The sequence below is a fragment of the Streptococcus oralis genome (genome assembly GCF_016127915.1).
Taxonomy (GTDB): domain Bacteria; phylum Bacillota; class Bacilli; order Lactobacillales; family Streptococcaceae; genus Streptococcus; species Streptococcus oralis_BO.
In genome coordinates this window covers 481,970-500,161 of record NZ_CP066059.1, presented here as the reverse complement: position 1 = coordinate 500,161, position 18,192 = coordinate 481,970, and the positions used below count along the sequence as shown (strand labels likewise).

Annotated in this window: 13 protein-coding genes; all 13 read left to right on the top strand. The window is 41.6% G+C overall.

Annotated elements, in window-relative coordinates:
* Nucleotides 1–169 precede the first annotated feature (169 nt).
* Complete coding sequence (locus I6H78_RS02395; RefSeq protein WP_001011622.1) at nt 170–853, top strand: amino acid ABC transporter permease; 684 nt, start codon at nt 170–172, stop codon at nt 851–853.
* On the top strand, nt 853–1,587 hold the full coding sequence (locus I6H78_RS02390) for an amino acid ABC transporter ATP-binding protein (RefSeq protein ID WP_000140926.1): 735 nt from the start codon (nt 853–855) through the stop codon (nt 1,585–1,587). Before I6H78_RS02395 ends, I6H78_RS02390 begins: the two co-directional genes overlap by 1 nt.
* A gap of 33 nt (nt 1,588–1,620) precedes the next feature.
* Nucleotides 1,621–1,941, top strand: a complete 321-nt coding sequence (locus I6H78_RS02385; protein WP_198459828.1) for a TfoX/Sxy family protein — start codon at nt 1,621–1,623, stop codon at nt 1,939–1,941.
* A gap of 148 nt (nt 1,942–2,089) precedes the next feature.
* Nucleotides 2,090–2,947, top strand: coding sequence for a bifunctional methylenetetrahydrofolate dehydrogenase/methenyltetrahydrofolate cyclohydrolase (locus I6H78_RS02380; RefSeq protein WP_198459827.1), 858 nt, complete (start codon nt 2,090–2,092; stop codon nt 2,945–2,947).
* Between the two features lie 4 nt (nt 2,948–2,951).
* The gene (locus I6H78_RS02375) at nt 2,952–3,725 is read left to right on the top strand and encodes an HAD hydrolase family protein (protein WP_198459826.1); all 774 of its coding nucleotides are present in this window, start codon (nt 2,952–2,954) and stop codon (nt 3,723–3,725) included.
* A gap of 55 nt (nt 3,726–3,780) precedes the next feature.
* Complete coding sequence (locus I6H78_RS02370) at nt 3,781–4,632, top strand: NAD(P)H-hydrate dehydratase (protein WP_198459825.1); 852 nt, start codon at nt 3,781–3,783, stop codon at nt 4,630–4,632.
* 196 nt (nt 4,633–4,828) lie between these two features.
* The gene (locus I6H78_RS02365) at nt 4,829–7,324 is read left to right on the top strand and encodes a bifunctional DnaQ family exonuclease/ATP-dependent helicase (protein ID WP_198459824.1); all 2,496 of its coding nucleotides are present in this window, start codon (nt 4,829–4,831) and stop codon (nt 7,322–7,324) included.
* Nucleotides 7,325–7,329: 5 nt separating this feature from the next.
* On the top strand, nt 7,330–8,553 hold the full coding sequence (locus tag I6H78_RS02360) for an FtsW/RodA/SpoVE family cell cycle protein (RefSeq protein WP_000830413.1): 1,224 nt from the start codon (nt 7,330–7,332) through the stop codon (nt 8,551–8,553).
* 10 nt (nt 8,554–8,563) lie between these two features.
* The gene (locus tag I6H78_RS02355) at nt 8,564–9,118 is read left to right on the top strand and encodes a DJ-1 family glyoxalase III (protein ID WP_198459823.1); all 555 of its coding nucleotides are present in this window, start codon (nt 8,564–8,566) and stop codon (nt 9,116–9,118) included.
* Between the two features lie 374 nt (nt 9,119–9,492).
* Nucleotides 9,493–10,356: a helix-turn-helix domain-containing protein gene (locus I6H78_RS02350; RefSeq protein WP_198459822.1), complete on the top strand. Its 864-nt coding sequence runs from the start codon at nt 9,493–9,495 to the stop codon at nt 10,354–10,356.
* Between the two features lie 86 nt (nt 10,357–10,442).
* Nucleotides 10,443–15,170: a glycoside hydrolase family 70 protein gene (locus I6H78_RS02345; RefSeq protein WP_198459821.1), complete on the top strand. Its 4,728-nt coding sequence runs from the start codon at nt 10,443–10,445 to the stop codon at nt 15,168–15,170.
* A 459-nt stretch (nt 15,171–15,629) separates the two neighbouring features.
* Entirely contained in the window at nt 15,630–16,193 is a 564-nt protein-coding gene (locus tag I6H78_RS02340; RefSeq protein WP_308300764.1) for an HAD-IA family hydrolase, read from the top strand.
* 13 nt (nt 16,194–16,206) lie between these two features.
* Entirely contained in the window at nt 16,207–18,153 is a 1,947-nt protein-coding gene (gyrB, locus tag I6H78_RS02335) for a DNA topoisomerase (ATP-hydrolyzing) subunit B (RefSeq protein ID WP_198459820.1), read from the top strand.
* Nucleotides 18,154–18,192: the final 39 nt, after the last annotated feature.

Here is an 18,192-nt window from a genome sequence, read left to right as displayed (position 1 = left end):
CGTTTCTATTTTACCATAAACAAGAGGTAGTTGACTAGAAAAAAACTGTGATTTCTCTCTATTTCTCTATTCTATCAAGTTAATTGTTAAAATTAGGGGAAAAAGGATTGCATTTTAATTCAATTAATGTTATAATCATACAATCCAATACATAGAAAGTTGATTGAATATGAATTTTTCTTTTTTACCAAAGTATTTACCGTATTTTAACTATGGTGCTCTGATTACCGTATTGATTTCCATCCTTGTTGTCTGCTTAGGGACCATTATAGGTGTGTTACTGGCCTTTGCCCAACGTTCACGCTTTAAACCGCTCGTTTGGTTTGCAAATGTATATGTTTGGATTTTCCGTGGAACGCCAATGATGGTTCAAATAATGATTGCTTTTGCCCTTATGCATATCAACGCTCCGACTATCCAAGTGGGAATTTTAGGAGTTGATCTTTCTCGTCTGATTCCTGGTATTCTGATTATTTCTATGAATAGTGGAGCTTACGTTTCAGAAACTGTTCGTGCGGGGATCAATGCGGTTCCTAAAGGACAGTTAGAGGCCGCATATTCTCTAGGTATTCGTCCGAAAAATGCCATGCGTTATGTCATTTTGCCACAAGCTATCAAGAATATTCTTCCAGCTCTGGGAAATGAATTTATCACCATTATCAAGGATAGTTCCCTCTTGTCGGCAATTGGGGTGATGGAGTTGTGGAATGGTGCAACGACAGTAGCAACAACAACTTATTTACCATTGACTCCACTTTTATTTGCAGCCTTTTACTATTTGATTATGACCTCTGTTTTGACAGTGGCGTTGAAAGCATTTGAAAAACATATTGGACAAGGAGACAAGAAATAATGACAGAAACCTTGATTAAAATTGAAGAACTACATAAGTCTTTTGGGAAAAATGAAGTTTTAAAAGGCATCAACCTTGAGATTAAACGAGGAGAAGTTGTGGTCATTATCGGTCCGTCAGGGAGCGGGAAATCAACCCTCCTTCGTTCGATGAATCTCCTTGAAGAAGCAAGTAAAGGTAAGGTTATCTTTGAAGGAGTTGATATCACTGATAAGAAAAATGACCTTTTTGCTATGCGTGAAAAGATGGGCATGGTATTCCAACAATTCAACCTCTTTCCCAATATGACAGTGATGGAAAATATCACTTTGTCACCAATTAAAACCAAAGGTGAAAGCAAGGAAGTTGCGGAGAAAAGAGCACAGGAACTGTTAGAAAAAGTTGGCTTGCCAGATAAGGCAACGGCCTATCCTCAGAGTTTGTCAGGTGGTCAGCAGCAACGGATTGCCATTGCACGTGGACTAGCAATGGAGCCAGATGTTCTGCTCTTTGATGAGCCGACTTCAGCCCTAGACCCTGAGATGGTTGGAGAAGTTCTAGCTGTTATGCAAGACCTTGCCAAGTCAGGGATGACCATGGTGATTGTGACGCATGAAATGGGCTTTGCGCGTGAGGTAGCAGACCGTGTTATCTTTATGGCGGATGGAGTTGTTGTCGAAGATGGAACGCCAGAGGAGATTTTCAATCAAACAAAAGAACAACGGACCAAGGAATTTTTGAGTAAGGTTTTGTAAGACCTCATTTTTAGAAGAAATGGAGTAGGCATCATGGCTTCCAGTAAAGAATATTTAGATTTTATTCTCGAACAGCTATCAGAGCTAGAGGAGATGAGTTATCGTCCAATGATGGGAGAGTATATCCTTTATTATCGTGGGAAGATTATTGGGGGAATCTATGATAATCGTTTGTTACTGAAGTCTGTGAAGGTAGTCATGGATCAACTGGGACAGACTAGGCTTGAACGTCCTTATGAAGGAGCCAAGGAGATGATTTTGATAGAAGACATTGAAGATAAGTCAGTTCTGATGAGATTAATCAAGGATATGTATGAAGTCTTACCGGCTCCAAAAGTCAAAAAGAAAGCATGACAGATTCGCCTAATATAAACAGGTAAAAAAGCTCGATAAGGGCTTTTTCTTATAGTTTTTGACTATAAGGTCCATTAGTCAAGAAATGTTAGAATGACAAGGCGTTTTTTGTTATAATAGAGGATATCTGATAGAAAAGAGAAGAGATATGGCACAGATTATCGATGGGAAGGCTCTTGCAGCTAAGTTACAAGGACAGTTGGCTGAAAAGACGGCCAAACTAAAAGAAGAAACAGGTCTAGTTCCAGGATTGGTGGTGATTTTGGTGGGGGACAATCCCGCCAGCCAAGTCTACGTTCGTAACAAGGAACGGTCAGCTCTCGCTGCTGGATTCCGTAGTGAAGTAGTACGAGTTCCAGAGACCATTACCCAACCGGAATTGTTAGACTTGATTGCCAAATACAACCAAGATCCAGCTTGGCATGGAATTTTGGTCCAGTTGCCCCTACCAAAACATATTGATGAAGAGGCAGTTTTGTTAGCTATTGACCCCGAAAAAGATGTGGATGGTTTCCACCCGCTAAACATGGGTCGCCTCTGGTCTGGTCACCCAGTTATGATTCCTTCGACACCTGCAGGAATTATGGAAATGTTTCATGAGTATGGGATTGATCTAGAAGGTAAAAATGCGGTTGTTATCGGTCGCTCAAACATTGTTGGAAAGCCCATGGCTCAGCTTCTTTTGGCTAAAAATGCGACTGTGACCTTGACCCACTCACGCACCCATCATCTTGCCAAGGTGGCTGCTAAGGCAGATATTCTTGTGGTTGCAATCGGTCGCGCTAAGTTTGTGACTGCTGACTTTGTCAAACCAGGAGCGGTTGTCATTGACGTTGGGATGAACCGCGATGAAAATGGCAAGCTTTGTGGAGATGTTGACTATGATGCTGTTGCACCACTTGCCAGCCATATCACACCTGTACCGGGTGGAGTTGGACCTATGACCATTACCATGCTGATGGAGCAAACCTATCAGGCAGCGCTTCGAACACTAAACAAGGACTAGGAAGATGAAATTCGTATTTGATCTGGATGGGACACTGTCTTTTGACTACATGACCATAGATGAGGAGATTAAGCAGGTTCTGTTAAAGGCTGAAGATTATGGGCATGAGCTTGTGTTTGCCTCAGCCCGCTCTTATCGGGATTGTTTGGGTTTATTAGGTCCTGAACTCAGTCAGCGCTTGGTTATAGGGTTGAATGGTGGCGTAGCCTATCATCTAGGGAAGACTGTTTTCGAAAGGAATCTCGATGCTAGAGTTTATCAGGCGCTAGTGGATTATTGTCAGACTTATAATCTCCCTTTCTTTGCAGATGATTGCTTTGACTATAGCGGTCAGATTGTGGAGAAGATTCCATTTTTCTCCAGTGTGGATCCCCTAAAGGTGGCTCGTCATCAGAAACTCGAGGACTTGGGGACTCCGATTAAGGTAGTCGTTTATATGGGTGACCACGAGGATTTGCTTGATGATCTGCTTGATCAGCTAGAAAGACTAGGACAGGCTCATCTCTCCTATCATGCGCATGAAAAGTGCCTTTATGTTAATCCCTTGGATACTCATAAGGCAACAACTGTTGAAAAATTATGTGGGGAGAACTTCATCGCTTTTGGAAATGACCAAAACGATATTGAACTGTTTAAAACGTCGCTCTATTCTGTCCAGATAGGAGATTTTGCAGGCCTTACTCCATATGCAGATGAAACGTTAGAGCTAAAAGGAGAACCTTCTCCAGCAGTAGCAGCTAAAATATTACAGACCTTTGCGGAATTTAAGGGAAAATAGTGTAGAAGGAGGTTTGCCCTCCTTTTGTAGTATAATGGAGTGAGAGGAAAAAACGATGAAAGTGATTGATCGAACTTTACTAGAAAAAGTCATTATGGAACGTTCTCGTCACAGTCATAAGGGAGATTACGGTCACCTGCTCTTACTAGGAGGGACCTATCCTTATGGGGGAGCTATCATCATGTCAGCCATTGCAGCTGTTAAAAGTGGGGCAGGGTTGGTGACTGTTGGTACGGATAAGGAGAATATTCCGGCTTTGCACAGTCATTTACCTGAGGCCATGGCTTTTTCTCTTCAAGACCAGCAATTGTTAAAAGAGCAGTTGGAGAAGGCAGAAGTTGTCTTGTTAGGTCCGGGTTTGCGAGAGAATGCATTCGGAGAAGAACTTGTAAAACGGGTCTGTGACAGCCTTAGAAAAGACCAGATTTTGATTGCAGACGGCGGTGCTTTGGGCATCTTAGCAAAAGCTCATTTGCCATTCCCATCTAGTCAGCTCATTCTAACTCCCCACCAAAAGGAATGGGAAAGATTATCTGGTATAGTTCTTGACCATCAAAATAAAGAGACGACTGCTAGGGCTCTTTCTACTTTTCCTCAAGGAACGATTCTAGTTGAGAAGGGTCCAGCAACTCGTATCTGGCAAGCTGGTCAGTCTGAATATTATCAGTTAGAGGTTGGAGGTCCCTATCAAGCAACAGGTGGGATGGGAGATACTCTGGCTGGGATGATTGCAGGTTTTGCAGGTCAGTTTCACCAAGTCAGCCTCTATGAAAGAGTGGTGGTAGTGACCTATCTTCATTCAGCTATCGCGCAAGAACTAGCTCAAGAAAACTACCTTGTTTTGCCAACAGAGATTAGCAAGCTACTCCCAAAAACAATGAAAAAAATATCTCAAAAAGGCAGCTAATATCTTGGTTGCCTTTTTATGTTGATGTAGCTTTGTTGATAAGGTTTTTAAATACCTCAGAACCAGGAACCAACTGCTGAACTTGCGTGAAATTCTCACTTTTAAGGTCTGGGTTTTTACTCAAACTCACAAGGAAAGTGAGATTGTTATCAAAGTTGAGGGGTGTCAAATCATGCTTTTTTTGATATAATTTTTAATGATGAATGCGAGAAATGATCATCGGTATGTGGTCGTTGATTTAGAGGCGACCAGCACTGGAAGCAAGGCAAAAATTATTCAAGTAGGCATTGTGGTGATTGAGAATGGTGAAATCATCGATCAGTATGCGACTGATGTCAATCCTCACGAACCCTTGGATTCTCATATCAAAGAATTAACAGGTCTGACCGATCAGCGTTTGGCTGCGGCACCAGAGTTTTCTCAGGTGGCTGGAAAAATTTTTGAATTGGTTAAGGACGGTATTTTTGTTGCGCACAATGTACAGTTTGATGCCAACCTTCTTGCAGAATTTCTCTTTTTTGAAGGATATGAATTGCGTACACCGCGGGTGGATACAGTTGAGCTTGCCCAAGTTCTATATCCTCAGTTTGAAAAGTATAACTTAGGTATCCTTTGTCAAGAGTTGGGCATTGAGCTGGAACATGCCCATACTGCTCTGTCAGATGCTCAGGCAACAGCTGAACTCTTGCTCTACATGCGTCAAAAACTATTTGAGTTACCAAAAGGGCTCTTAGAAAGCTTGCTAAAACTTGCAGACAACCTTCTCTATGAAAGTTATCTGGTGATTGAGGAGGTCTATCAGCAACAATCTCTCTTATCTTCGCCAGACTTGATGGAGCTTCATGGGCTTTTCCTCAGAAAGGAAAGCAAAGCCTTAGTCCCACGAAAGTTATCCAAAGACTTTGCTAAAAACATTTCTTTATTGGGGCTGGAGGAGCGTCCACAACAGCTGGAATTTGCGGAGAAGATTGAGCAATTATTGGAAGAACACCAGACTTCCTTTATCCAAGCTCAAACGGGACTGGGCAAGACTTATGGTTATCTCCTCCCTGCTTTGAACTTGGAGAGTCAAGCAGGTATCCTAGTGAGTGTTCCGACCAAAATTCTTCAAAATCAAATCATGCAAGAAGAAGGTCAGCGCTTAAAAGAGGTCTTCCATATGGAGATTCATAGTCTCAAGGGGCCTCAAAATTACTTGAAATTGGATGCTTTTCACCAAGTCCTCCATCGACCGGAGTCCAATCGCCTCTTCACACGCTTTAAAATGCAACTGCTCATCTGGCTAACAGAGACAGAGACAGGTGACTTGGACGAAATCGGGCAGCTTTATCGCTACCAGCATTTTCTGCCAGAACTAGTCCACGATGGCAAGCTTTCAAAGAAAAGTTTATTTGCTACAGAGGATTTTTGGAAACGAGGGCAGGAAAAGGCCAAGACCAGTCGCGTTCTCTTGACTAATCATGCCTATCTGGTCACTCGTTTGGAAGACAATCCAGAGTTTGTCGACAACCGTTTGGTGATCTTGGATGAAGCTCAAAAAATGCTGCTAGCCCTTGAAAATCTAGCCCAGCAGGCTTACCGCCTTGAGGAACTTGTAACTCAAATTGAAAAGTCCTTGGAGTCAGAGGAAGATTTGGTTCAGAAACGTTTGCTTGAGAGTATCGGCTTTGAATGTCGTTACTTGATGGAGCACTATCAGTCAGGTCTGAAGAATGGAAAGTGGTTGGATTCTCTTGAACAGTTGCGCCAGCATTTTTCGGAGTTAGCTCTCCCAGAGTATAGAGAGATTGCAAACTTTTTCACCTCGGACCGTGAATTTTGGCTTGCTACAGCAGAGAAATCGAGCAGGGATGTCTTGATTTGTTCAAGTAAAAAAGGCCGCTTTATACTAGCGGATTTATTGCCAGAAGATTGTAGACTCCTAGGAGTATCGGCCACTCTTGAAATCAGCAATCGGGTTTCCTTAGCAGATTTATTGGGATTTCCAGATGCTCCACTTGTTAGGCTTGATGTAGCAAAACAGGAGCAACAAGAAGTCTTTCTAGTCAATGATTTTCCTCTTGTGACAGAAGTTTCACCTGTTGATTATGCTAGTGAGGTGGCTTCTGTTATCCGAAGGTTACAAGCCTTTCAAGAACCCATACTGGTCTTGTTTACCTCAAAAGAGATGTTGCTGGCAGTCTCAGACCTGCTAGACCAACCGCATCTGGCTCAGTATAAAAATGGGGAGCCAAGCCAACTGAAAAAACGTTTTGAAAAAGGCGAACGGCAGATCTTGCTTGGAACAGGTAGTTTCTGGGAAGGAGTTGATTTTTCAACCCATCCTTGCGTGATCCAAGTGATTCCGAGATTGCCTTTCCAAAATCCCCAAGAGCCTTTAACCAAAAAATTAAACCAAGAACTGCGTCAAGAAGGGAAAAATCCTTTCTATGATTATCAGTTGCCGATGGCGATCATTCGGCTAAAACAAGCCCTTGGTCGTACTGTTAGACGGCCCAACCAAGGTTCGGTTGCTGTGCTTTTAGACAGCCGAGTCGTCAGCAAGCGTTACGGCAAACAAATCGCTCAGGCCTTGTCAAAAGAAAGGACTGTTCAGGTTCTTTCTAGAGACCAGCTAGAGCCTGCTGTAGCTGATTTTCTCCAATCTCGTCGCAATAGAATGAAAGAAAAATCCCAGAAAGAGAAAAGGTAAAAAATATGAAACGTTCCTTCGACTCTCGAGTCGATTATAGCCTCCTCCTACCAGTGTTTTGTTTACTGGTGATTGGAGTAGTGGCCATTTATATAGCAGTTAGTCATGACTATCCAAACAATGTATTACCAATTCTAGGTCAGCAAATCGCTTGGATTGCCTTGGGACTTGTCATTGGTTTTGTGGTCATGTTCTTTAATACCGAGTTTTTATGGAAGGTGACTCCCTATCTTTATGGTCTAGGGCTAGCTTTGATGGTCCTACCTCTTGTTTTCTACAATCCAAATCTTGTAGCGTCAACAGGTGCCAAGAACTGGGTATCGATTGGTGGAACGACACTTTTTCAGCCATCGGAATTCATGAAGATTTCCTATATCTTGATGTTGGCTCGAGCCATTGTAAGATTCACTCAAAAACACAAGGAATGGCGACGAACTATTCCCTTGGATTTCCTATTGATTGGTTGGATGATCGCCTTTACCATCCCAGTCTTGATCCTCTTAGCCCTACAAAGTGACCTAGGGACTGCCTTGGTCTTCGTAGCTATTTTTTCTGGTATGGTTCTCCTTTCAGGTGTTTCGTGGAAGATTATCATTCCAGTTTTTGCGACAGGAGTGACGGCAGTTGTAGGCTTCATGGCCATCTTTATAAGCAAGGATGGACGCGCCTTCTTGCATCAGATTGGGATGCCAACATACCAGATTAACCGCATTTTGGCTTGGCTCAATCCCTTTGACTTTGCGCAAACAACGACTTACCAACAGGCGCAGGGACAAATTGCGATTGGAAGTGGTGGCTTGTTTGGACAAGGTTTCAATGTGTCCAATCTCCTCATTCCAGTACGCGAGAGCGATATGATTTTCACCGTAATTGCTGAAGACTTTGGCTTCATTGGTTCAGTCTTTGTAGTTGCCCTGTACTTGCTTCTTATTTATCGGATGTTGAAGATTACACTTAAGTCAAACAACCAGTTCTACACCTATATCTCGACTGGTTTTATCATGATGTTGCTCTTCCATATCTTTGAAAATATCGGTGCCGTGACAGGCTTACTTCCTTTGACAGGGATTCCTCTACCATTTATTTCTCAAGGGGGCTCCGCTATTATTAGTAACCTCATCGGTGTCGGTCTCCTCTTGTCTATGAGTTACCAGACCAATCTAGCAGAAGAGAAAAGTGGAAAAGTTCCGTTCAAACGAAAGAAAGTCGTCCTAAAACAAATCAAATAAGGAGGCCACTATGGCAAAAGTAGCAGTTATCTTAGCCCAGGGTTTTGAAGAAATCGAAGCCTTGACAGTAGTTGATGTCTTGCGTCGAGCAAACATTTCATGTGATATGGTAGGATTTGAAGAGCAGGTGACAGGATCGCATGGCATTCAGGTAAAAGCCGATTATGTTTTTGATGGCAATTTGTCCGACTATGACTTGGTAGTTCTTCCAGGTGGTATGCCAGGATCAGCTCACCTACGAGATAATCAGAGCCTCATTTCACAGATTAAAGCCTTTGACCAAGCAGGAAAGAATATTGCTGCCATCTGTGCAGCCCCAATCGCTCTTCAACAAGCAGGTGTCCTGAAAGACAAGCACTTTACTTGTTATGACGGAGTTAAGGAGCAAATTACTGACGGAATTTATCAAAAGCAAACAGTGGTTGTAGATGGCAATCTAACAACTAGCCGAGGACCGTCAACCGCACTTGCCTTTGCCTATAAGCTCGTAGAGCAATTAGGAGGAGACGCCGAAAGTTTACGAGACGGCATGCTCTATCGAGATGTCTTTGGAAATCAACTGTAAGACGAGAGTTCGGCTCTCGTTTTTTTTATTGACTCCCTTTCTAAAAAATGTTTCATATGATTGTCTTGCGATTTTATATCAAACTTTTATAAATCAATCAAGCTTCGTCTAGTATAAGAAGGAAATCTATCTCTAGAAATGTTAGTGTTTTCAAGTTGTTAGATAGAATACTTCAGATTGTTACTGAAATCAATAGATTCATGAAAAAGATATAATATTCAATAAATGCTATATTAAACGGTCTTATCATGCGAATTAATCTGCTTGTATTAATTTGAAATATAAAGTACTTTCTCTGTAATATAATTGAAACGTGTTACTAGTATATTAAAATTAGTAAGAATTTTTTGCATATACGAAACTGGGGGAGTGATATGTTGGAAACTTTCGGAAAAATATTCAAAGTCATTAGAGAATCAAAAAAAATGTCCCTGAAAGAGGTAGCTGCTGGTGATATTTCCGTGGCTCAGCTATCCCGTTTTGAACGGGGAGTCAATGGGATCACACTTGATTCTTTTTATTTCTGTTTAAAAAATATGGCCGTTTCCCTAGAGGAGTTTCAGTATGTTTACCATAATTACATTGATTCAGATGATGTGCTGTTCTCAAAAAAAGTAGCTGATGCATATCAGGAAAACAATGTTGTCAAGCTCCAAAATATTTTGTCAAGCTCAGAAGCTTTGACCGAACAGTTTCCTGAGAAGAAGAACTATAAACTCAATACGATCATTGTCAGAGCCCTTCTGTCTTCCTGTTGCTCAGATTTTCAGATTAGCAAGAAGGATATAGAATTTCTGACGGATCATCTCTTTTCTGTTGAGGAGTGGGGACGTTATGAACTCTGGCTCTTTACAAACAGCGTTGATTTGATGGCCTTGGAAACGTTGGAAACCTTCGCTAGTGAGATGATCAATCGTACCCAGTTTTATAACAACCTACCGGAAAATCGCCGCCGTATTATCAAGATGCTACTTAATGTCATTAGCGTCTGTATAGAAGGAAACCATCTGCTAGTTGCTATGAGGTTTCTCAATTATCTTGATCACTCTAAAATTCCTGAAACAGATCTATATGATCGAACGCTGATTAAGTATCATAGGGCTCTGTATGCCTACAAGGTTGGGAATACTAATGCTCTCAGTGACATCGAGCAATGCCTATCTTTTTTTGAATTTTTAGATTCCTTTGGTGTTGCCCAAAAGCTTAAAGAACAGTTTGAAAGAATTTGCCTTTCATAGTTGTAGATGTGCAACAAAAAATGATCATTTTGAAAAATATACTAGAATAAGGGCATAACTTTATACTAAATTCAGAAGGAGGCTTTATGATGGAGAAAAAGATTCATTATAAGATGCATAAAGTTAAGAAAAACTGGGTAGCCATTGCTTTGACTACCTTGGCCCTTATTGTAGCACCAAAGGTACTTGGTCTAGAACCAGGCGTTGTCCATGCGGATGATGTAAAGCAGGTTGTAGTTCAAGAACCTGCTACAGCTCAGACTAGTGGTCCGGGTCAGCAAACTCCAGCCCAAGCTAAAATAGCATCTGAGCAAGAAGCAGAAAAAGCAACCCCTGCAGACAAGGTGACAGGCGATGCTGCTGCTAGTGATAAGTTTGCTAAACCAGCAGAAAATACAGAAGCAACAGTTCAAACCAATGCTCAAGAGCCTGCTAAACCAGCAGGTACGAAAGAAGCATCTACAGAAAAGGCTGCTGTTGCTGAAGAAGTTAAAGCTGCTAATGCAATCACAGAAACTCCTAAAACAGAAGTAGCAGACCAGGATAAACAAGCAAGGCCAACAACTGCCCAAGAGCAAGATGACAACAAACGAGAAAAAACGGCTGTTGCAGACAAGATTGTTGCAAATCCAAAGGTTGCAAAGAAAGATCGCTTTCCCGAACCTGCTCAAAAACAAGGAGCAGTAGCTGAAAGAATGGTGGCAGATCAGGCTCAACCTGCACCTGTAAATGCTGACCACGATGATAATGTCCTATCTCACATCAAGACCATTGATGGTAAAAATTACTATGTTCAGGACGATGGTACAGTTAAAAAGAATTTTGCAGTTGAACTTAATGGGAGAATACTTTATTTTGATGCAGAAACGGGTGCCTTAGTTGATTCAAATGAATATCAGTTCCAACAAGGAACCAGCAGTCTCAATAATGAATTCTCCCAAAAGAATGCTTTCTATGGTACGACTGACAAGGATATTGAAACTGTAGACGGTTATTTGACAGCAGATAGCTGGTATCGTCCAAAGTTCATCTTAAAAGATGGAAAAACATGGACGGCATCGACAGAAACAGACTTACGTCCTCTTTTGATGGCTTGGTGGCCTGATAAACGTACTCAGATTAATTACCTCAACTATATGAACCAGCAAGGTCTGGGAGCAGGTGCTTTTGAAAACAAAGTAGAACAAGCTCTCCTGACAGGTGCTTCTCAGCAGGTTCAGCGCAAAATTGAGGAAAAAATTGGTAAAGAAGGCGATACCAAATGGTTGAGAACGCTGATGGGTGCCTTTGTCAAAACCCAGCCAAACTGGAATATCAAGTCAGAGTCTGAAACAACTGGTACTAAAAAGGACCACTTGCAGGGTGGAGCTTTGCTTTATACCAATAATGAGAAGAGCTCACATGCTAACTCTAAATTCCGTTTGCTTAACCGTACCCCTACTAGTCAAACAGGGACACCTAAGTACTTTATTGACAAGTCAAACGGTGGTTATGAGTTCTTGCTCGCTAACGACTTTGACAACTCTAATCCAGCTGTTCAGGCCGAACAACTCAACTGGTTGCATTTTATGATGAACTTTGGAAGCATTGTAGCCAATGATCCGACTGCTAATTTTGATGGAGTTCGTGTCGATGCGGTGGACAATGTCAACGCAGACTTGCTCCAAATCGCATCTGACTACTTCAAGTCTCGCTACAAGGTGGGAGAAAGTGAAGAAGAAGCCATTAAGCATTTGTCTATCTTGGAAGCTTGGTCTGATAACGATCCTGACTACAACAAAGATACTAAAGGTGCTCAACTAGCAATTGACAACAAGCTACGCTTGTCCTTGCTTTATTCATTCATGCGTAATCTATCTATCCGTAGCGGAGTAGAGCCTACGATTACAAATAGTCTAAATGACCGTTCTTCTGAAAAGAAAAATGGCGAACGAATGGCTAACTATATCTTTGTGCGGGCTCATGACAGTGAAGTACAAACCGTTATTGCCGACATCATCCGGGAAAATATCAATCCAAATACGGATGGTTTGACCTTTACCATGGATGAACTCAAGCAAGCCTTCAAGATCTACAACGAAGATATGCGCAAGGCAGACAAGAAGTATACGCAGTTCAACATCCCAACTGCTCATGCTCTCATGCTCTCCAATAAAGACTCTATCACTCGGATCTACTATGGTGACCTCTATACCGATGATGGTCAATACATGGAGAAAAAATCTCCTTACCACGATGCTATTGATGCCTTGCTGCGTGCTCGTATTAAGTATGTAGCAGGTGGACAAGACATGAAAGTCACTTATATGGGTGTACCTCGTGAGGCTGATAAATGGTCTTACAATGGTATTTTGACTTCTGTCCGCTATGGTACTGGTGCCAATGAAGCAACAGATGAAGGAACAGCAGAAACTCGTACTCAAGGGATGGCAGTTATTGCTTCAAACAACCCTAACCTCAAGTTAAATGTATGGGATAAACTGCAAGTCAATATGGGAGCAGCCCATAAGAATCAATACTATCGCCCTGTGCTTTTGACGACCAAAGATGGTATTTCCCGCTATCTAACTGACGAAGAAGTGCCGCAATCGCTCTGGAAGAAGACAGATGATAATGGTATTTTAACCTTTGATATGAATGATATTGCAGGCTACAGCAATGTACAGGTTTCTGGATATCTGGCTGTTTGGGTACCAGTTGGCGCTAAGGCAGATCAGGATGCTCGTACAACAGCAAGCAAGAAGAAAAATGCTAGTGGTCAAGTTTACGAATCTAGCGCAGCTCTTGATTCTCAGTTGATTTACGAAGGCTTCTCTAACTTCCAAGACTTTGCAACCCGCGATGACCAATATACCAATAAAGTCATTGCTAAAAATGTCAACCTCTTCAAGGAATGGGGAGTAACTTCATTTGAGCTACCACCTCAGTATGTATCTAGCCAAGACGGTACTTTCTTAGATTCTATCATTCAGAATGGTTATGCCTTTGAAGACCGCTACGATATGGCCATGAGCAAGAACAATAAATATGGTTCTTTAAAAGATTTGCTCAATGCTCTTCGTGCGCTTCACAGTGTCAATATCCAAGCCATTGCGGACTGGGTACCAGACCAAATCTATAACCTACCAGGTAAGGAAGTAGTAACAGCAACACGTGTCAACAACTATGGAACCTACCGTGAAGGTGCAGAAATCAAGGAAAAACTCTATGTAGCTAATAGTAAGACCAATGGGACTGATTTCCAAGGTAAGTACGGTGGAGCCTACTTGGATGAGCTTAAAGCTAAATATCCAGAGATCTTTGAACGAGTACAGATTTCCAATGGTCAAAAGATGACAACAGATGAGAAGATTACCAAGTGGTCGGCTAAGTACTTTAATGGTACCAATATCTTAGGTCGTGGTGCTTACTATGTTCTTAAAGACTGGGCTAGCAACGACTATCTCACTAACAAAAATGGCGAGATAGTATTGCCTAAGCAATTAGTTAATAAGAATGCTTACACAGGATTTGTTAGTGATGCTAATGGTACTAAGTTCTATTCAACTAGTGGTTATCAAGCTAAAAATTCCTTTATCCAAGATGAAAATGGAAATTGGTATTACTTCGATAAACGAGGCTATCTTGTAACAGGTGCTCATGAAATTGATGGCAAGCGCGTTTATTTCTTGAAGAATGGTATTCAACTTCGTGATTCTATCCGTGAAGATAAAAAAGGTAATCAGTACTACTATGATCAAACTGGTGCCCAAGTTCTCAACCGTTACTACACTACTGATGGTGAAAACTGGCGTTACTTTGATGCCAAGGGCATTATGGCTCGAGGTCTTGTCAAGATAGGAGATGGACAGCAATTCTTTGATGAAAACGGCTATCAGGTTAAGGGCAAGATTGTGAGTGCTAAGGATGGCAAACTTCGTTACTTTGACAAGGATTCAGGAAATGCTGTTATTAATCGTTTTGCTCAGGGTGATAACCCAAGTGATTGGTACTATTTCGGAGCAGATGGAGTTGCTGTGACAGGTCTTCAAAAGATTGGTCAACAAACACTTTACTTTGACCAAGATGGCAAGCAAGTCAAGGGTAAAATCGTGACACTTTCAGATAAGAGTATCCGTTACTTTGATGCCAACTCAGGGGAAATGGCAGTCGGCAAGTTTGCAGAAGGTGCCAAGAACGAATGGTATTACTTTGACCAAACTGGTAAAGCAGTAACAGGTCTTCAAAAGATTGGCAAACAAACACTTTACTTTGACCAAGATGGTAAGCAAGTCAAGGGTAAAGTAGTAACTTTGGCTGATAAATCCATCCGTTACTTTGATGCCAACTCAGGAGAAATGGCAGTCGGCAAGTTTGCAGAAGGTGCCAAGAACGAATGGTATTACTTTGACCAAACTGGAAAAGCAGTGACAGGCCTTCAAAAGATTGGCAAACAAACACTTTACTTCGACCAAGATGGCAAGCAAGTCAAGGGTAAAATCGTGACACTTTCAGATAAGAGTATCCGTTACTTTGATGCTAACTCAGGAGAGATGGCAACCAACAAGTTTGTCGAAGGTTCCCAAAATGAGTGGTACTATTTTGACCAAGCTGGAAAAGCAGTGACAGGCTTGCAGCAGGTTGGTCAACAGACTCTCTATTTCACGCAAGACGGCAAGCAAGTCAAAGGAAAAGTTGTTGATGTGAATGGGGTTAGTCGATATTTCGATGCCAATTCAGGAGATATGGCTCGAAGCAAATGGATTCAACTTGAAGATGGAAGTTGGATGTATTTTGACCGCGATGGCAGAGGTCAAAACTTCGGAAGAAACTAAGCGAATTTAGCTCAATAAAAATTAAACTTTAGCTAATGATATACAAAAACGATAACTCCTTAAATGGACGTTATCGTTTTTTGTATGTTTGAAAAATAAATTATAATTGAAAAGAAGGAAGGAATCATTGGAAACTGTGATGAATTAACAAGAGATTCCATATTGGAATAATCTTTTTCTGCTCTCTTGTGATATTCAAAGCAATGAGGATTCTATTTTTAAAGTTTTGAAATCCCAAAGCGTTTCGTTTGAGAACAATGTCGCGGTTGTTAGTAGTTTCTATTTTTTTAATTTGTACATTTGAGATAAGAAAGATTTTGCTTGATCATTCACAGAGGAGCTTTTCTTCACAAAAAGGCTCCATAGATGCAATAGTGTTTTACTCTCTATATAAATTATAGAGCCGAAAAATCTAGGAAATCATCGCTTTTTTCATAAAAAAATGGTATAATGAAGGGTATGAAATATCACGACTATATATGGGATTTAGGTGGTACCCTATTGGATAATTATGAGACTTCTACAGCAGCCTTTGTAGAAACCTTAGCCCAATACGGAATAGATCAAGAACACGACTGTGTCTACGAAGCCTTGAAGGTTTCGACAGCTTTTGCCATCGAGAAGTTTGCACCAGATATCGAGGGGTTTTTAGAGAACTACAAAGAAAATGAAGCGCGTGAGCTAGAGCATCCAGTTTTGTTTGAGGGAATTCCAGAATTACTCAAAGACATTTCGGACAAGGGTGGTCGCCATTTCTTGGTTTCTCATCGAAATGACCAAGTGCTAGAACTTCTTGCTAAGACCCAGATAGCGAACTACTTCACCGAGGTGGTGACTGCCAGTTCTGGCTTTAAACGAAAACCAGATCCTGAGTCCATGATTTATTTACGTGATAAATATCATATTACATCTGGTTTGGTCATTGGTGATAGAAATATTGATGTAGAAGCAGGTAAAGCTGCTGGCTTAGATGCTTATCTTTTTAATAACGTTGCGACATTGAGACAAGCAATAGACATGTAAGAAAAGGGAAAAAATGACAGAAGAAATCAAAAATCAACAGGCACAGGATTATGATGCCAGTCAAATTCAAGTTTTGGAGGGACTTGAAGCTGTTCGTATGCGTCCAGGTATGTATATTGGATCGACTTCAAAAGAAGGCCTTCACCATCTAGTATGGGAAATCGTTGATAACTCAATTGACGAGGCTCTAGCTGGATTTGCCAGTCACATCCAAGTCTTTATAGAGCCAGATAACTCCATCACCGTTGTGGATGATGGGCGTGGAATTCCTGTTGATATTCAGGAAAAGACAGGACGTCCCGCTGTTGAGACCGTCTTTACAGTCCTTCACGCTGGAGGGAAATTCGGCGGTGGCGGATACAAGGTTTCAGGTGGATTGCACGGTGTAGGTTCATCAGTAGTAAACGCTCTTTCAACTCAACTAGATGTTCATGTCCACAAAAACGGTAAGATTCATTACCAAGAATACCGTCGTGGTCATGTAGTTGCTGATCTTGAGGTCGTTGGAGATACAGATAAAACTGGAACAACAGTTCACTTCACACCGGATCCAGAGATTTTTACAGAAACAACGACCTTTGATTTTGAAAAATTAAACAAACGTATTCAAGAACTAGCCTTTTTGAACCGAGGTCTTCGAATCTCCATCACAGATAAGCGTGAAGGTCTCGAACAGACTAAACATTATCACTATGAGGGCGGGATTGCTAGCTATGTTGAATATATCAACGAGAACAAGGATGTGATCTTTGATACACCAATCTACACAGACGGTGAGATGGATGATATCACAGTTGAAGTAGCTATGCAGTACACAACTGGTTACCACGAAAACGTCATGAGTTTCGCCAATAACATTCACACCCATGAAGGTGGTACGCATGAGCAAGGTTTCCGTACAGCACTGACACGTGTTATCAATGATTATGCTCGCAAAAATAAGCTACTAAAAGACAATGAAGACAACCTAACAGGGGAAGATGTCCGTGAAGGATTGACTGCAGTTATCTCTGTTAAGCATCCAAATCCGCAGTTTGAAGGACAAACCAAGACCAAACTGGGCAATAGCGAAGTAGTCAAGATTACCAATCGCCTCTTCAGCGATGCCTTCTCTGATTTTCTCATGGAAAATCCACAGATTGCCAAGCGTATCGTGGAAAAAGGAATTTTGGCTGCCAAGGCTCGTGTGGCTGCCAAGCGTGCGCGTGAAGTCACTCGCAAGAAATCTGGTTTGGAAATTTCCAATCTTCCAGGAAAACTAGCAGACTGTTCTTCAAATAATCCTGCTGAAACCGAACTCTTCATCGTCGAAGGAGACTCGGCTGGTGGATCAGCTAAATCTGGTCGTAACCGTGAGTTCCAAGCTATCTTACCAATTCGTGGTAAAATTTTGAACGTTGAAAAGGCTAGCATGGATAAAATTCTTTCCAACGAAGAAATTCGGAGCCTTTTCACAGCCATGGGAACAGGATTTGGTGCAGAATTTGATGTTACTAAGGCTCGTTACCAAAAACTCGTTTTGATGACCGATGCCGATGTTGATGGAGCCCACATTCGAACTCTCTTGCTAACCTTGATTTACCGTTACATGAAACCAATCCTAGAAGCTGGTTATGTTTATATTGCCCAACCACCGATTTATGGGGTTAAAGTTGGAAGTGAGATCAAAGAATACATTCAACCAGGTGCAGATCAAGAAATTAAACTCCAAGAAGCCTTAGCACTTCATAGTGAAGGGCGTTCAAAACCAACCATCCAACGTTATAAAGGTTTGGGAGAAATGGATGACCACCAATTGTGGGAAACAACCATGGATCCTGAACATCGCTTGATGGCGCGTGTTTCGGTAGATGATGCTGCCGAAGCAGATAAAATCTTTGATATGTTGATGGGAGATCGAGTAGAACCTCGTCGCGAATTTATCGAAGAAAACGCGGTTTATAGTACACTTGACGTCTAAAAATTGTGGGAAATAGTTCCCTTGGTTTAAAAAATATGA

Coding starts and splice junctions, on each gene's coding strand:
- I6H78_RS02390 (WP_000140926.1), top strand. CDS start 853: ATGACAGAAACCTTGATTAAAATTGAAGAACTACATAAGTCTTTTGGG.
- I6H78_RS02385 (WP_198459828.1), top strand. CDS start 1,621: ATGGCTTCCAGTAAAGAATATTTAGATTTTATTCTCGAACAGCTATCA.
- I6H78_RS02345 (WP_198459821.1), top strand. CDS start 10,443: ATGATGGAGAAAAAGATTCATTATAAGATGCATAAAGTTAAGAAAAAC.
- I6H78_RS02340 (WP_308300764.1), top strand. CDS start 15,630: ATGAAATATCACGACTATATATGGGATTTAGGTGGTACCCTATTGGAT.
- I6H78_RS02380 (WP_198459827.1), top strand. CDS start 2,090: ATGGCACAGATTATCGATGGGAAGGCTCTTGCAGCTAAGTTACAAGGA.
- I6H78_RS02360 (WP_000830413.1), top strand. CDS start 7,330: ATGAAACGTTCCTTCGACTCTCGAGTCGATTATAGCCTCCTCCTACCA.
- I6H78_RS02370 (WP_198459825.1), top strand. CDS start 3,781: ATGAAAGTGATTGATCGAACTTTACTAGAAAAAGTCATTATGGAACGT.
- gyrB (WP_198459820.1), top strand. CDS start 16,207: ATGACAGAAGAAATCAAAAATCAACAGGCACAGGATTATGATGCCAGT.
- I6H78_RS02375 (WP_198459826.1), top strand. CDS start 2,952: ATGAAATTCGTATTTGATCTGGATGGGACACTGTCTTTTGACTACATG.
- I6H78_RS02395 (WP_001011622.1), top strand. CDS start 170: ATGAATTTTTCTTTTTTACCAAAGTATTTACCGTATTTTAACTATGGT.
- I6H78_RS02355 (WP_198459823.1), top strand. CDS start 8,564: ATGGCAAAAGTAGCAGTTATCTTAGCCCAGGGTTTTGAAGAAATCGAA.
- I6H78_RS02365 (WP_198459824.1), top strand. CDS start 4,829: ATGATGAATGCGAGAAATGATCATCGGTATGTGGTCGTTGATTTAGAG.
- I6H78_RS02350 (WP_198459822.1), top strand. CDS start 9,493: ATGTTGGAAACTTTCGGAAAAATATTCAAAGTCATTAGAGAATCAAAA.